Source organism: Pantoea sp. (genome assembly GCF_028283705.1).
Taxonomy (GTDB): domain Bacteria; phylum Pseudomonadota; class Gammaproteobacteria; order Enterobacterales; family Enterobacteriaceae; genus Pantoea.
In genome coordinates, this window is the sequence record NZ_JAPWKD010000007.1 from 1 (window position 1) to 14,517 (window position 14,517).

The 14,517-nt window shown below is 55.9% G+C and carries 12 protein-coding genes and 3 pseudogenes; 9 read left to right on the forward strand and 6 right to left on the reverse strand.

Translation table 11 applies throughout. The features are described from left to right. Positions 1–343 (forward strand): annotated as a pseudogene (locus PW844_RS05380) (MFS transporter); the annotation flags it as partial. A gap of 33 nt (positions 344–376) precedes the next feature. Here PW844_RS05380 and PW844_RS05385 read toward each other — a convergent pair. Both PW844_RS05385 and PW844_RS05390 read right to left on the reverse strand, forming a co-directional pair. Then, on the reverse strand, positions 377–673 hold the full coding sequence (locus PW844_RS05385) for a DUF1161 domain-containing protein (RefSeq protein WP_299449234.1): 297 nt from the start codon (positions 671–673) through the stop codon (positions 377–379). Between the two features lie 52 nt (positions 674–725). After that, a complete protein-coding gene (locus PW844_RS05390) occupies positions 726–1,061 on the reverse strand; it encodes a DUF1283 family protein (protein WP_299449254.1) in 336 nt (111 codons plus the stop codon). Between the two features lie 133 nt (positions 1,062–1,194). Here PW844_RS05390 and PW844_RS05395 point away from each other — a divergent pair, with 133 nt between their 5' ends. Then, the gene (locus tag PW844_RS05395; RefSeq protein WP_299449256.1) at positions 1,195–1,524 is read left to right on the forward strand and encodes a YnfA family protein; all 330 of its coding nucleotides are present in this window, start codon (positions 1,195–1,197) and stop codon (positions 1,522–1,524) included. Between the two features lie 27 nt (positions 1,525–1,551). On the opposite strand, the gene ydfG is transcribed toward PW844_RS05395, so the two are convergent. Next, positions 1,552–2,298 (reverse strand): bifunctional NADP-dependent 3-hydroxy acid dehydrogenase/3-hydroxypropionate dehydrogenase YdfG, encoded by a 747-nt coding sequence (gene ydfG / locus PW844_RS05400; RefSeq protein ID WP_084874878.1) that lies wholly within the window; start codon positions 2,296–2,298, stop codon positions 1,552–1,554. Positions 2,299–2,679: 381 nt separating this feature from the next. Between ydfG and guaD the strand changes: the two genes are divergently transcribed. The 5 genes and pseudogenes from guaD to dcp all read left to right on the forward strand — a co-directional run bounded on the left by guaD (position 2,680) and on the right by dcp (position 10,693). Further along, the gene (guaD, locus tag PW844_RS05405) at positions 2,680–4,008 is read left to right on the forward strand and encodes a guanine deaminase (protein WP_299449239.1); all 1,329 of its coding nucleotides are present in this window, start codon (positions 2,680–2,682) and stop codon (positions 4,006–4,008) included. Then, on the forward strand, positions 4,005–5,447 hold the full coding sequence (xdhA, locus tag PW844_RS05410) for a xanthine dehydrogenase small subunit (RefSeq protein ID WP_299449241.1): 1,443 nt from the start codon (positions 4,005–4,007) through the stop codon (positions 5,445–5,447). Before guaD ends, xdhA begins: the two co-directional genes overlap by 4 nt. Next, positions 5,437–7,813: pseudogene (gene xdhB, locus PW844_RS05415) on the forward strand (xanthine dehydrogenase molybdopterin binding subunit). Before xdhA ends, xdhB begins: the two are co-directional and overlap by 11 nt. Continuing rightward, entirely contained in the window at positions 7,791–8,573 is a 783-nt protein-coding gene (xdhC, locus tag PW844_RS05420) for a xanthine dehydrogenase accessory protein XdhC (RefSeq protein WP_299449258.1), read from the forward strand. The pseudogene xdhB and the gene xdhC overlap by 23 nt, the downstream one beginning before the upstream one ends. Positions 8,574–8,647: 74 nt before the next feature. Next, positions 8,648–10,693 (forward strand): peptidyl-dipeptidase Dcp, encoded by a 2,046-nt coding sequence (gene dcp, locus PW844_RS05425; RefSeq protein WP_299449243.1) that lies wholly within the window; start codon positions 8,648–8,650, stop codon positions 10,691–10,693. A gap of 70 nt (positions 10,694–10,763) precedes the next feature. Here dcp and hpxO read toward each other — a convergent pair whose 3' ends face one another. After that, positions 10,764–11,921 (reverse strand): FAD-dependent urate hydroxylase HpxO, encoded by a 1,158-nt coding sequence (gene hpxO, locus PW844_RS05430; protein WP_299449245.1) that lies wholly within the window; start codon positions 11,919–11,921, stop codon positions 10,764–10,766. A 344-nt stretch (positions 11,922–12,265) separates the two neighbouring features. Between hpxO and PW844_RS05435 the strand changes: the two genes are divergently transcribed. Together PW844_RS05435 and PW844_RS05440 are read left to right on the forward strand one after the other, a co-directional pair. Continuing rightward, entirely contained in the window at positions 12,266–12,505 is a 240-nt protein-coding gene (locus PW844_RS05435) for a hypothetical protein (RefSeq protein ID WP_208715096.1), read from the forward strand. A 75-nt stretch (positions 12,506–12,580) separates the two neighbouring features. Then, the gene (locus PW844_RS05440; protein ID WP_299449250.1) at positions 12,581–13,843 is read left to right on the forward strand and encodes a phosphatase PAP2 family protein; all 1,263 of its coding nucleotides are present in this window, start codon (positions 12,581–12,583) and stop codon (positions 13,841–13,843) included. A 48-nt stretch (positions 13,844–13,891) separates the two neighbouring features. Here the strand turns inward: PW844_RS05440 and PW844_RS05445 are convergent, their stop codons facing one another. Continuing rightward, positions 13,892–14,221 (reverse strand): DHCW motif cupin fold protein, encoded by a 330-nt coding sequence (locus tag PW844_RS05445; protein ID WP_299449252.1) that lies wholly within the window; start codon positions 14,219–14,221, stop codon positions 13,892–13,894. Positions 14,222–14,283: 62 nt separating this feature from the next. Further along, positions 14,284–14,517 (reverse strand): annotated as a pseudogene (locus tag PW844_RS05450) (aldolase); the annotation flags it as partial.

The window sequence follows — 14,517 nt, forward strand, 5'->3', positions numbered from 1 at the left end:
CACCTTCCTGGTTTCGGTACAAAACCATGCGCATTACGAGATTCGCGGTATCTGTACCGCGTCGATTATGTTTAGCAGGATGCTGGGTTCGGCGATTGGGACGGCGCTGATGGGGGCGGTGCTGAATTATAACCTGATGCTACGGCTGCCGCAGGCCAGCGATCCGATGCAAAAAATCATGTCGCATGATAGCCGCCAGGCATTACCACACGGAACATTGCAGGAGTGGATAGCCCAGATCGCCAGTTCGTTGCAATGGGTGTTTGTGGTGGCGCTGCTGATTGCCAGCCTGACACTGTGGATTGCGTGGTTGATGCCGCATCAGCGACCGGAGAATGAGTAGCGGCGTGAAAAGCCGCGCCGCTACAGGGGATGTTTACTGTGAAGATGAATCCTGTGAGCTGCCCGCAGCATTGGGTTCGTTGCTGTCGGCGTCGTGGTTCAGCTTTTTGTAGACAATTTTCTGACTGTCGTTTTCGCAATGGCCCACAACCTGGCCACCTGCCTGGTCGGCCTGATCGTTCGCGACGATATCCAGGGTAAAATCTGACTCGGCTACGCCGTTACTGATGATTTTTTTGCTGATATCTGCTTTTACGCTTTCACAGGAGGCCTGTGCCAGCATCGGCAATGCCAGCAGGGACAACAATACAACGGCTACACGTTTATTCATCACACACTCCTTTGGTTTTTATTCCCTTGATGACTATAGCAGCATCAGCGGCTTATGGTGCGACCGGGCGACCGGTGCGACGATCCAGGCAGCGCAGGGTATTAGGTTCCCAGTAGGCGTTGACGTTATAGCTTTTTTCACAGGAGTCGCGGGTATCAAACGCTTTGTCAGCTTTATCGAACTCTTTTTCGACGCGGGTGTTGACCTTGTTGCGCAGGTTGCGGGTGTCATTCCATTGTTCCTTACTCTGACGTGCCGCCTCATTGCTGGCAGCGCTGTTGCCGTTTTCAATGATCAGCTTATCCGTCTGCGCGGAAGCCATAGGGGCAGCCAGCAGTACGCTGGAGGTCAGTACCGCAGCCAGTAGTGCGGGAAACAGTTTTTTCATCATCTTTTCCTTCAGTTAACGCCAGCACAGCCGCGATGGTGGCTGTAACAACAATGGTCGCTAGTATATCATCGCTGCTTCTTTACTCACCAGCGGTGAGGCATTTGTTGAGACTTCTGAGAGACTTTTTATGCTGGTTAAAACCGCACTGTTGTTCTTTTTCACTGCCATCGCGGAAATTGTTGGCTGCTTTCTGCCGTGGCTGTGGCTGAAGAAGGGGGCGACGGCATGGCTGCTGCTACCGGCTGCGGCCAGCCTGATGCTGTTTGTCTGGTTGCTGACGTTACACCCGGCGGCAAGTGGGCGCGTCTATGCCGCCTACGGTGGTGTGTATGTGATGACGGCGCTGATTTGGCTGCGGATGGTTGATGGGGTAAAACTCAGCCCGTGGGACTGGGCAGGCGGCCTGATAGCCTTAAGTGGCATGCTGATTATTGTGGCTGGCTGGGGTAGTGAAGCGTAGCGACGCGATAAATCGCGCCGCGACGATTTATTCTTTATGAACCTTCAGACCGGCCAGTGTTTGTGTCACCGGCATCATCTCCAGCGTATTGATATTGACGTGCTTCGGCAGCGTCGCGACCCAATACACCGCTTCGGTGACATCTTCGGCTGTCAGTGCGGTGGTGCCTTCATACACTTTATCCGCTTTGCCGTCGTCGCCTTTAAAACGGACATTGGAAAACTCGGTACCGCCTACCAGACCTGGTTCGATATCCGTCACACGCAGCGCGGTGCCGTGCAAATCGGTACGCAGATTCAGGCTGAACTGACGCACGAAGGCTTTGGTCGCACCATAAACGTTGCCCCCTAAGTACGGCCAGCTACCGGCAATTGAGCCGATATTGATAATATGACCGACGTTGCGTTCCACCATGGCTGGCAGCAACGCGCGCGTCATATACACCAAACCTTTGTTATTGGTGTCGATCATATTTTCCCAGTCTTCAATATTGGCCTTGTGTGCTGGCTCTACGCCTAACGCCAGACCGGCATTGTTAACCAGCACATCAATATTGCGCCATTCGGCAGGCAGGGCGGCGATAGCCTCCTCGATGGCCGCGCGGTTACGCACGTCCAACTGAACGGTATACAGATTGTCGCCCAGTTCATCTTTCAGTGCCTGCAGGCGTTCAGCGCGGCGTCCGCTGGCGATCACTTTATGACCGGTAGCAATGAAGCGGCGGGTGATACTTTGACCGAAACCGGCGGTCGCACCGGTAACAAAAATAATCATCTCACTGTTCCTTAAACAATTTCAGGTTCCAGGCCACACCTTAGCATTAACCCTGATTTTCTGCCCATGAAAAGCGGTGACTGAATTTGTCATGCACAATGATGGCGCAGGTCTGCACCACGATGATACACGTCACTCTCACGCCAATCGCACCAAAAAGGCCAGTTGTTAAATCGCAACCGATTGCGACCCCAGGCAACCGGTTGCGCATTCGGTTGCCTGGGGTTCGCAACACAAAAACACGAAAACAAACGCAACTCATTGTAAATTAAAATAAAAATAACAAATCTGCGTTGGCATGTTGTTTGCAATCTGCATAAAAGGCCGTCACCTGCCATAACAAAGAGAAAGCCAGGTGCTTTCTCAATTAAGGAACATTTTATGCCTTTTGCATCCGAAACCACGCTGCGGGCCAGCTTTTTTGACTTTACCGGCCTGGCTAGCCAGCCTGACACCATTGCCGATCAGGCACGTTACCTCGAAGATGGGGTACTGACGCTGCGCGACGGCAAAGTCGTCAGCCTGGAAAGCTGGGAAACTGCGCAGACACATATCAATCTCGCCAACCTGACCGACCTGCGTGGCAAACTGATCGTGCCGGGTTTTATCGACACCCATATCCATTATCCACAGACCGAGATGATCGGCGCATTTGGTGAGCAGTTGCTGGAATGGCTGAATCAATACACCTTTCCGGTAGAAAGCCAGTATCACTGTCCCGACCACGCCGCGCAGATGTCGGCATTTTTTCTACACCAGCTGCTGGCGAATGGCACCACTACCGCGCTGGTGTTCGGAACGGTGCATCCACAATCGGTCGATGCCTTATTTAGCGCTGCGGAGCAACTCAATATGCGCCTGATCGCTGGAAAGGTGATGATGGATCGCAACGCACCGGCTTATCTGACGGAAACGCCGCAGGCCAGCTACCTGCAAACCCGTGACCTGATTAAGCGCTGGCACAATCGCGGGCGGTTAAGTTATGCGCTGACACCGCGTTTTGCTCCTACATCATCGCCTCAGTTGCTGGAAAAAGTGAGCCAGCTGCGTGCGGAATTTCCCGATACCTGGCTGCATACCCACCTGAGCGAAAATCCGCAGGAAATTGCCTGGGTGAAAGAGTTATTCCCGGAGCACGAAGGCTATCTTGATGTCTATCACCAGCACCAGCTCACCGGGAAACGCAGCGTGTTTGCCCACTGCCTGCATCTGGAAGACCATGAATGGCAGTGCCTGCACGACACCGATTCGTCGATAGCCTTTTGTCCAACCTCCAACCTGTTTCTCGGCAGCGGATTATTTAACATCAAACGCTGCTGGCAACAGGGGGTGCGTATGGGGATTGGCACTGATGTCGGCGCTGGTACCACCTTCAATCTGCTCCAGACGCTGGGCGAAGCCTATAAAGTTGGCCAGCTGCAACGCTACAAACTCAGCGCCTGTGAAGCCTTCTACCACGCAACGCTGGGTGGGGCGCATGCGCTCGATCTTGATCATGCCATCGGCAATTTCAATCCCGGTAAAGAGGCGGATTTCGTGGTACTCGACCCGGCAGTATCAGCTTTACAGCAACTGCGCTATGCCAACAGCAAAGATATCTGGGAAAAACTGTTTGTGCTGATGACGCTGGGTGACGATCGCAACATCGCCCAGACCTGGGTTAATGGTCAGCCCGTCTGGCAACGTGAAAGCGGGGTGAAAGCTGCATGATTCAGTTTCTGCTTAATAACCGTCTGGTGACCGAGCATGCCCTCGATCCCAATCTCACCGTGCTGAATTATCTGCGTAATCACCAGCAACGACGCGGCACCAAAGAAGGCTGCGCCTCAGGCGACTGTGGTGCCTGTACCGTGACGCTGGGCAAGGTAGTGGATGGCCATATGCACTATGAAACGGTAAACAGCTGCCTGACGCTGGTCAGCAGCTTGCAGGGAAAACAGTTGATCACCGTGGAAGACCTGCGCCAGGGGAACGATCTGCACCCGGTGCAGCAGGCGATGGTTGATTGCCACGGCTCACAATGCGGCTACTGCACGCCGGGATTTGTCATGTCGTTATTTACCTTACAGAAAAACAGTAACGGCTGGGATCGGCATCAGGCGGAGCAGGCTCTGGCGGGGAATCTGTGTCGCTGCACCGGCTACCGACCGATTATGGATGCGGCGCAGCAGGCCTGCGCACAGCCAGCCAGTGATAACTTCAGCCAGAGCGAAGCCAGTCTGGTGCAGCGCTTACAGGCGCTGGTCAGCAACGAAGTGCAGGTGCTTGACGCCAATGGTAGCCGGTGTTTTGTCCCTAAAACGGTGGAGCAACTGGCGGCGTTGTATCAGCAGCATCCGCAAGCGCGTTTGCTGGCGGGTGGCACCGATCTCAGCTTACAAATCACCCAGCAATATCAGCGTATCCCGCTGTTAATCGCGCTGGAGCAGGTAGCGGAGCTGAAGACCTGTCTTGAGGATGATGAAAGCTGGCGTCTCGGCGCGGGGGCATCACTGCATCATTGTTATCAGTTTCTGGCGTCGCGCATTCCGGCATTCAGTGCCATGCTGGAGCGTTTCGCTTCACTGCAAATCCGCAATCAGGGGACGCTCGGTGGCAATATCGGTAATGCCTCACCGATTGGCGATGCCGCGCCAATGCTGCTGGCGCTTAGCGCCCGGCTGGAATTACAGCAGGGGGGGCATTGTCGTGAAGTGGAGCTTGATCAGTTTTTCACCGGTTATCGCCAGACGGTGTTACAACCGGGCGAGTTTATCCGCACCATCATCATCCCCCGTGTGACAGTGTCACCTGATTTTGTTGCCTGGAAAGTGTCAAAACGCGTGGATGACGATATTTCCGCCATCTTTGCCGCCATCAATATCCAACTGGAAAACGGTACGGTGCAGCGTGTGCGTATGGCCTTTGGTGGCATGGCAGCCACACCCAAACGTGCATTACATGCTGAGGCTACGCTCGCCGGTGCGCCTTTTAATCTGGCCACCATTGAAACTGCCTGTGCTGCCCTGAGCCATGATTTCCAGCCACTGAGCGACTTCCGTGCCAGCGCGGGTTATCGCCTGCAAGTAGCGCGTAATCTGTTGCGGCGCTACTACGCGCAGGCCAGTGGTGAACTTACCATTGCCGAGGTAACGCGCTATGTCTCATAACCGCCCGCAATTGAATGAAACCCTGTTAAAGACGCAGTTTGACGCCGGTATCCAGACTGGCGTCGGGCGCAGCCGTAAGCATGAAAGCGCCGATAAACACGTTTCCGGCGAAGCGATGTATATCGACGACAAACCAGAGCTGCCCGGTTTGCTGCACCTGTGCCCGTTACTCAGCCCGCATGCCCATGCGCGCATCACCCGGCTCGATGTGCAGCCCTGCTACGCAGTGCCAGGCGTGGTCAGTGTTTTGACCTGGCGTGATGTGCCGGGCATCAACGATGTTGGTCCGCTGGAACCCGGTGATCCGCTGCTGGCGCAGGATAAAGTGGAGTACCTCGGTCAGGTGGTGATTGCCGTCGCCGCCGAGTCCCCGGAAGCGGCACGCGCCGGAGTGGCGGCGGCTATCGTCGAATATGAACCGTTACCGGCGATCCTTGATGTCTGTGAGGCGCTGGAGCAGGGATATTTTGTCCAGCAGCCTCATGTCCATCAGCGCGGTGACGCCGATGCTGCATTGGCGCGCGCGCCACACCGTATTCAGGGCAGTTTTCATATTGGTGGCCAGGAACATTTTTACCTCGAAACCCAGACGGCACTGGTGATCCCCGGTGAGGATGCCAATTTGCAGGTGTTCTCCTCCACACAAAACCCCACCGAAGTGCAGAAGCTGGTGGCAGAAGTGATGGGGATCAGCATGAACAATGTCACCATCGATATGCGCCGCATGGGTGGGGGATTTGGCGGTAAAGAAACGCAGGCAGCAGGAGTGGCCTGCCTGTGTGCGATTGCCGCGCGCCAGACCCGGCGGGCAGCGAAAATGCGTCTCGCCCGACGTGATGACATGCGTATCACCGGCAAGCGTCATCCCTTTTATGTGCGTTACGACGTCGGCTTCGATGACGAAGGACGTTTCTGCGGGGTGAAGATCGATCTGGCAGGAAATTGTGGATATTCGCTCGATCTTAGTGGATCGATAGTCGATCGAGCCATGTTCCATGTCGATAATGCTTATTACCTCGGCGATGCGCTGATTACTGGTTACCGCTGCCGTACGCAACATCGCGTCAAATACCGCCTATCGTGGCTTCGGTGGTCCGCAGGGCATGGTGGCGATTGAGCAAATCATGGACCACATCGCGCGTGAGTTGCAGCTCGACCCGCTGGAACTGCGCAAACGTAACTACTACGGTAAGCAGGATCGTAACGTCACCCATTATCACCAGCAGGTGGAAGATAATCTGCTGGATGAGATCACCGCGCAGCTGGAAAACAGTAGCGACTACGCGGCGCGGCGCAGCGAAATTCAGGCGTTCAATGCGGCCAATCGGGTGATGAAACGCGGGCTGGCACTGACGCCAGTGAAATTTGGCATCTCATTCACCTCCAGCTTCCTCAATCAGGCCGGGGCGTTGATTTTGATTTACACCGACGGCACGGTGCAGTTGAATCACGGTGGCACCGAAATGGGCCAGGGGCTGAATACCAAAGTGGCGCAGATCGTCGCTGAAGTGCTGCAAATCGACATTAGCCAAATCCAGATCACCGCCACCGATACCGGTAAAGTGCCCAACACCTCACCGACGGCCGCCTCCAGTGGGGCCGATCTGAACGGCAAAGCCGCCCAGGATGCGGCGCAGACGTTGCGCGATCGCTTAACTGAAATGCTGTGCAAACTGCATCAGTGCGGACCGGAGCGGGTGAATTTCAGCAACGGCATCGTCCGGGTCGGAGAGCAGCATTTTACCTTCGCCCAGGTTTGCCAGCAGGCATGGCTGAATCAGGTGCCGCTTTCTGCCACTGGCTACTATCGCGTACCAGGCATTCATTACGACCGCAACGCCGGTCGTGGCACGCCGTTTTACTACTTCGCCTATGGCGCGGCCTGCTGCGAAGTACTGGTGGATACCTTCACCGGCGAGTACCGCCTGTTGCGTGCCGATATCCTGCATGACGTGGGCGCCTCCCTGAATCCGGCGATTGATATTGGCCAGGTGGAAGGGGGATTTGTGCAGGGCATGGGCTGGCTGACCTGTGAGGAGCTGGTGTGGAACGATCAGGGCAAACTGCTGACTGATGGACCTGCCAGCTACAAAATCCCGGCTGTCAGCGATGTCCCGGCGGATCTGCGCGTCACCCTGGTGGAGAATCGCAAAAATCCCCAGCAGACGGTGTTCCACTCCAAAGCCGTCGGCGAACCGCCGTTTATGCTGGGGATTGCCGTGTGGTGCGCGTTGCAGGATGCGATCGCCAGCGTGGCGGATTATCGTCAGCATCCACTGCTGGATGCGCCTGCCACACCGGAACGGGTTTTCTGGGGCGTCCAGCGCCTCTCTGGAGCGGATGATGATCTACCACGACTGGATTAGTGTGCTGCATAGCCTGCGGGAAAAACGGCAGAGTTGTGTGCTGGTGACCGTGCTCAGCGAGCACGGTTCGGTGCCGCGTGACAGCGGCAGCAAAATGGTGGTCACCGCCAGCGACAGCTTTCTCACCATTGGCGGCGGTCATCTGGAATATCAATGCCTCGCCCAGGCACGGGAGATGCTGCAACAGCAGCGTGCTACGCCGCATACCGAGGAATTTGCGCTGGGTGCGCGGCTGGGGCAGTGTTGTGGCGGCATGGCAACGATTTTATTTGAGCCGCTGATGCAGCAGCAGCCCGAAATTCAGGTATACGGTGCCGGGCATGTCGGCCAGGCACTGGTACAGTTGCTGGCAACGTTACCCTGTCACATCACCTGGATTGATAGCCGTGCAGCGCAGTTCCGCACAGTGCCGGATGGCGTCTCGGTGCGGCAGCTGGAGGAGCCGGTGGACTGTGTAGCCGAAGCGCGGCCGGGCAGCTATTTCGTGGTGATGACCCATCATCATCCGCTCGACCTGGCGCTGAGTGAAGCCATATTGCGTCGTGGCGATTTCTGTTATGCCGGGGTGATTGGTTCGGAAACCAAAGCGCAGCGTTTTCGCTATCGGCTGGAGGGGAAAGGGATCGCAGCGAATACCCTGGCCCGCCTGCGTTGCCCGATCGGCTTACCGGATGTGAAGGGCAAGCTGCCAGCAGAAATTGCCGTGGCGGTGGCCGGAGAGATCATTAGTGTTTATCAGCGTCAGACGATGAGTTGTTGAGACGGCGCGAAACTGCCAGGATAGAGACATCCCGCCGGGCCCTGTTCCGGCGTTGCTGATGATCAGGAGCGATAATGAATTCAAGAACGAATCCTTTTTTCACCGCCAGCACCTTGCCGTACCAGACCCCACCGTTTGACCTTATTCAGGAAGCAGACTTTCTCCCGGCGCTGGAAGCCGGTATTGCAGAGAAACGCCAGCAGGTCGCGGCGATCGCCAGCAATCCGGAACCTGCCACCTTTGAAAACACCTATGAAGCGCTGGAGCGCAGCGGACAACTGCTGAGCCGGGTCAATCTGGTATTTGGTGCCATGACTTCCGCCAATACCAGCGAACTGCTGCAGGAAGTGGATGAAATCATCACTCCGCAGCTGACGGCGCTGAACGATGAAATCACGCTGAACAGCCAGCTGTTTGCCCGTCTCGACAGCGTTTATCAGCACCGCGGTACGCAATGCCCGGATGCTGAAGCGATGCGCCTGGTGGAAGTGGTCTGGCAACATTTTCAGCTGGCGGGCGCCAGCCTGGATGAGGCTGACAAAGACCAGCTGCGTGCCTGTAATCAGGAGCTGGCCACGCTCGGTACAAAGTTTGGTCATCGGCTGCTGGCCGCCACCAAAACGGGGGCGTATACCGTCAGCAATCCGGCGGCGCTGGCCGGACTCAGCGATGAGGAACTGGCCCATGCCAAAGCGGCGGCCGAAGCACGCGGCCTGTCGGGCGAATGGTTAATTCCGTTGCAAAACACCACCCAGCAACCGGTGCTGCAATCGTTAAGCGTACGTGCAACACGCGAGGTACTGTTCCAGCGTTCGCTGACGCGTTGTGAGCTGGGCGATGAAAACGACACCCGCGAGCTGGTACTGCGCATGGCAAAGCTGCGCGCGCAACGGGCCAGTCTGCTTGGCTTCAAAACCTACGCCGAGTGGGGTTTGCAGGACCAGATGGCGAAGACCCCGGAAGCGGCGTTGAGTTTTATGCGCAATATCGTGCCTGCCGCCCGTGGACGGGCCGAGCGGGAAGCGGCAGAGATTCAGCAGGCCATTGAACAGTCGCACCATAGTTTCCCGCTGCGCGCCTGGGACTGGAGCTTCTACGCTGAGCAGGTACGTAAAGATAAATACGCGCTGGATGAAAGCCAGATTCGCCCGTACTTCGCGCTGGAAAACGTGCTGGAGAAAGGCGTGTTCTGGTCAGCCAGCCAGTTGTTCGGCATTCGCTTTAGTGAGCGCCATGATTTGCCGGTTTATCATCCCGATGTCCGCGTATATGAGATTTTCGATGCGGACGATACGCCGCTGGCGCTGTTCTACACCGATTTCTTTAAACGTGATAACAAAAGCGGCGGCGCATGGATGAGCAACTTTGTCGATCAATCAACACTGCTGGGCAGCAAACCCGTCATTTACAACGTCTGTAATTACACTAAACCGGCGACGGGTCAGCCAGCGTTGCTGAGCTGGGATGAAGTTATCACCCTGTTCCATGAGTTTGGTCATGCGCTGCATGGTCTGTTCGCTTCGCAGCGTTATGTCACGCTGTCTGGCACCGCCACACCGCGTGATTTTGTCGAATTCCCGTCGCAGATTAATGAACACTGGGCCAGCAACCCGCAGGTTTTCGCCAATTATGCCTGCCATTATCAGAGCGGCGAGCTGATGCCTGCTGAACTGCGGGAGAAAATGGTGCGTGCGGCGAAGTTCAATAAAGGTTACGACATGACGGAGCTGCTGGCAGCGGCGTTGCTGGATATGCAATGGCACTCGCTGACCACCCATGATAATCCCGAAGATGTCAGCCATTTTGAATTGCAGGCGCTGGCGGCGGAAAATATCGCCCTGGCAACCGTCCCGCCGCGCTACCGTTCCAGCTATTTCCGCCATATCTGGGGCGGCGGCTATGCAGCGGGTTATTATGCTTATATCTGGACGCAGATGCTGGCCGATGATGGCTATCAGGCATTTGAGGAGAGGGGCGGCTTAACGCGGGAAAATGGTCAGCACTTCCGTGAACACATCCTGTCACGCGGCAACAGCACCGATTTGCAGTACCTGTGGCTGGCATGGCGCGGCAAAGCGCCGGAAATCGGCCCGATGCTGGAGAATCGCGGGCTGTCGTAACTACCGCCACCTGGTGCGCATGAATGCGCACCCTACAGGAGTAGGTCGGCATTGATGCCGACCAGGCCACTTACCCCAGCGGGCCACCTTCGATGGTGTCGCACATACCGGCCAGCACCCGCTCGCCGGTTTCATTTTTCAGATCCTGATACCAGGCGGCGGTAATGGCCGCGTCCTTCGCGTGCGTGACATCACAACGCTTACGCGCTTTCAGCACTAAATCTTTAGTACGTTCCACGCGACGCGCCTGATAACGCAGTAACGCATCTTCTATCCCCAGCGAATGGGCCGCCAGCGTCTGCGCCAGCACAATGGCGTCTTCCATTGCCGCGCATCCCCCCTGACCAATATCCGGCGTGGTGCTGTGCGCCGCATCACCCAGCAGCGCTACCCGGCCTTTGACAAACTGGCTGAAGGGTTCGATATCGTGGATTTCTACGCGATTGGTGGTGTCCGGGTTGATGGTGTCGATCAGACGCTGCACCGGCTCGGCCCAGCCAGCAAAATAACCTTTCAGGTCGCTTTTCAACGTGCTGCGATCTTCCGCTAATCCCTTTGGCAACGGGACATCAAAGAAGAAGTAGAACCGGTTGTCGCTGACGGGCATCAGCGAGACGCGCTTGCCTTCACCGACAAACGTGGTCCACTGGTCCGCCGGGGCGATGCTTTCATCGATGGTCACCAGGCCATTCCAGTTAACGTAACCGGCATAGCGGCGTTCAACGTTTTCACCCAGCACATAATGCCGGATAACCGAGTGGGTACCGTCAGCCGCGATGAGAAAATCGGCGCTTTGCTGGCTGCCATCATCAAACCAGGCGGTGACGCCTGATGCGGTTTGTTCCACCTGAGTCACGCGCTTACCAAAGTTGATGCGTGAGCGGCCATAGGTATCAATCAGCATCGCCTGGAGTTCAGCACGGGCGACCGGATAGGGGTATTCGCCCACCTGCTGTACCAGCGGTGACATGCTGAAGCGAGTCAGGGTGCTGCCGCTGTGGGCATCGTTGTAGGCCATAAACGCCATATTACCGCCCAGCGCACGTAGTGATTCTTTCATGCCGAGGGCATTCAGGCACTTCACACCATTGGGCCAGATGGAAATGGCGGCACCGACCGGTTTCATCTCTTTCACCGCTTCGAACACCACCGTACTAAAACCTTCTTTCTCCAGCGCAATCGCCGCGCTCATTCCGCCGATGCCAGCACCAATCACAATCGCTTTCATAATCGTCTCCTTTGCAATACGGATTAGGATTGCAACTTTTGTACCAATAGGGAAATGCCAGCAGCTGAGGAACCAATTGGTTGATATTTATTGATTTTAATCAATTTCATTTTGGGAGATATGCATGGTATGCACAACAATAGTTCATTGCTGTGCACTAAATTGATGCATAAGCATGTAAGGTATGAATCAATAGTTTCATTATGCGCATAGTGTAGCGGCGCGATTTATCGCGCTTTTTTTTTGCTCAGAACTCAAAATTGCGCGATAAATCGCGCCGCTACGGGTCGGTGCCATATGCCGTGTGCCATACTGATTCTGACCAACCACACGAGGGTAAGGCGATGAAGTGGACTATCCTGTTGCTGCTGCTGACCAGCCTGGGCGTCGCAGCACAAACCAACTGGCAGCCGCAGCAAAAAACGCCGCTACCGCAACTGACGCCCGCCGCAGCGAAATGTGATGTCTCTGCCTGCCAGCAGAACTGTTATATCCAGCAATCTCAATGCAACAACAATAAAGACAGCGCATGTGGTTCGCTGGCACAAATTTGCGTACAAAACTGTGCCAGCCAGTGCCGTTAAATGAAATAAAACTGTCACATCAGGGTGCTAGCGTGTTTCCCCGGCAAGGTAATATTCTGATAACAGGGGAAAATAATGAAAACCCGCTATACACTGATGGCCACCGTTTTGCTGCTGGCGCAGCAGGCGCATGCGATCTCACTGCCGGACGCCGCCGCGCTCGCCAGCCAGACTTCAACTGGTTCTGCTCACGCAGGTTACAACGATCTTGAACAGCAGATGTTGCAGGCTGAACGTGCTGCGTTACAGGGTAACAACCCAGCGCTGACGCGTAACCTGCTGGAAAAAGCCAAACAGTCACCAACGCAAGCTGACTACGCATGGCTGAAAAGTAAAGGTTACGATTTCCAGACCAAAGCCAATCAGCAGGCAGGCATCGCGCTGCTGTCGGGTTTTAGCGCTCTGCCGACCAGCGTGCTGGATGCCAACCGCGCCACTGTCACCAACATCAATCTGAATGCCACCCAGGGCACGCGTCATCAGGCGCTGGCCGATGCTGAAGGCATCAACCATCTTTATTTCCTCGCCGATGCGCTGGGTCCACGTCTGGGCAAAGCGTTTCTGGCTGCCTATGACAAGGGCGAACTGGGCAAAGCTGCTGCACTGATTAAGGCCAGCGAAGTCAGCACCGGCGCGGCGAAAAAGCATTTCAACTATCCGCGCCCGTTCCTGCATGAAGGCAACACCATCCATCTGGTGCCGGATGATACGGTAGTGAAAGATAATCAACCGTATACCGCCGATGGCGGCTCTTTCCCGAGTGGCCATACCAACACCGGTTACACCGATGCCTTGCTGATGGCCGAGATGGTGCCGGAACGCTTTGAAGCGCTGGTCACCCGTGGTGCGCGTTATGGTTATTCGCGTCTGGTGCTGGGCGTGCATTACCCGCTGGATGTGATGGGTTCACGCATGGTGGCCGAACGTAACGTTGCCAATTACCTGAACGACACGCGCTACCAGGCGCTGTTCAGTGAGGCGCGCGATCAGCTGCGTGCGGCGCTGGAGAAAGAGTGTGGTACCTCGCTGGCAGAGTGCGCACGCAGTGCCGGTCAGGATGACCCTTACACCTCGCCGCAGATGAAGCAGTTCTATCGCTTTACCATGAGCTACAACCTGCCGAAAGCCGCGGGTAAAAATGTGGCGGTGACTGTACCAGCTGGGGCTGAGGTGCTGCTGAAAGCGGCGTTGCCGCAGTTGTCTGACGCACAACGTCGTGCGCTGATGGTGAAATCGGCACTGCCAGCAGGGTATCCGTTATCAGGTACCACCGCGGAGCAGTCCTTCTGGCAACGCCTGGATCTAACCGCCGCTTACTCACTGGCGGAACATCAGTAAAGATTTAAATCGCGCGATGAATCGCGCCGCTACACAGGGCGCGATTGATTAATCGACAATAAATAACTTTGCACCGGTTTCCGTTGATGAACGATGCGCTTCGGCGTTATCGGCGACCTGATAACTGACACCCGGTGTCAGGGTAAAACAGCGGCCATCCTCCAGCTCGGTCAGCATCTCACCTTCAAGACACAACAAAATATGCCCTTTCAGGCACCAGTGATCGGCCAGATAACCCGGCGAATACTCCACCATCCGTACGCGAATATCGTTAAAACGCTGCGTACGCCAAAGCGCAAAGCCGCGTTCTCCGTGATGCGTTTCCGGCTCGATATGATCCCACTGGGTAATGCCAAACGGTAACTGGGTGATTTGCACGATGTTGATCCTGGTGAGGGTTGAACATTGTTTATACCCGTATTCACCCGTGGTGCAAACCCTTAACCTTGCTGATAAATTTCCAGCGCATCCGGGCCGCTGGCTCCCTGATGAATAATCGCCATCAGCGCTTTCACCACGCGTGACGGGTTATCGTGCTGGTAAACGTTGCGGCCATACACCATGCCGCTGGCACCCTGCGCCATCAGTGCCGCGCTTTTTTGCAGTACCGCACCCAACTCGCCTTTGCCGCCACCGCGCACCAGCGCCGGGCAGCGCGCCGCTTCCACCACGCG

What these genes read in the sequence shown, in the direction of transcription:
- PW844_RS05385 (WP_299449234.1), bottom strand. Translation starts at nt 673, where the DNA reads ATGAATAAACGTGTAGCCGTTGTATTGTTGTCCCTGCTGGCATTGCCG.
- PW844_RS05390 (WP_299449254.1), bottom strand. Translation starts at nt 1,061, where the DNA reads ATGAAAAAACTGTTTCCCGCACTACTGGCTGCGGTACTGACCTCCAGC.
- ydfG (WP_084874878.1), bottom strand. Translation starts at nt 2,298, where the DNA reads ATGATTATTTTTGTTACCGGTGCGACCGCCGGTTTCGGTCAAAGTATC.
- guaD (WP_299449239.1), top strand. Translation starts at nt 2,680, where the DNA reads ATGCCTTTTGCATCCGAAACCACGCTGCGGGCCAGCTTTTTTGACTTT.
- xdhA (WP_299449241.1), top strand. Translation starts at nt 4,005, where the DNA reads ATGATTCAGTTTCTGCTTAATAACCGTCTGGTGACCGAGCATGCCCTC.
- xdhC (WP_299449258.1), top strand. Translation starts at nt 7,791, where the DNA reads ATGATCTACCACGACTGGATTAGTGTGCTGCATAGCCTGCGGGAAAAA.
- dcp (WP_299449243.1), top strand. Translation starts at nt 8,648, where the DNA reads ATGAATTCAAGAACGAATCCTTTTTTCACCGCCAGCACCTTGCCGTAC.
- hpxO (WP_299449245.1), bottom strand. Translation starts at nt 11,921, where the DNA reads ATGAAAGCGATTGTGATTGGTGCTGGCATCGGCGGAATGAGCGCGGCG.
- PW844_RS05435 (WP_208715096.1), top strand. Translation starts at nt 12,266, where the DNA reads ATGAAGTGGACTATCCTGTTGCTGCTGCTGACCAGCCTGGGCGTCGCA.
- PW844_RS05440 (WP_299449250.1), top strand. Translation starts at nt 12,581, where the DNA reads ATGAAAACCCGCTATACACTGATGGCCACCGTTTTGCTGCTGGCGCAG.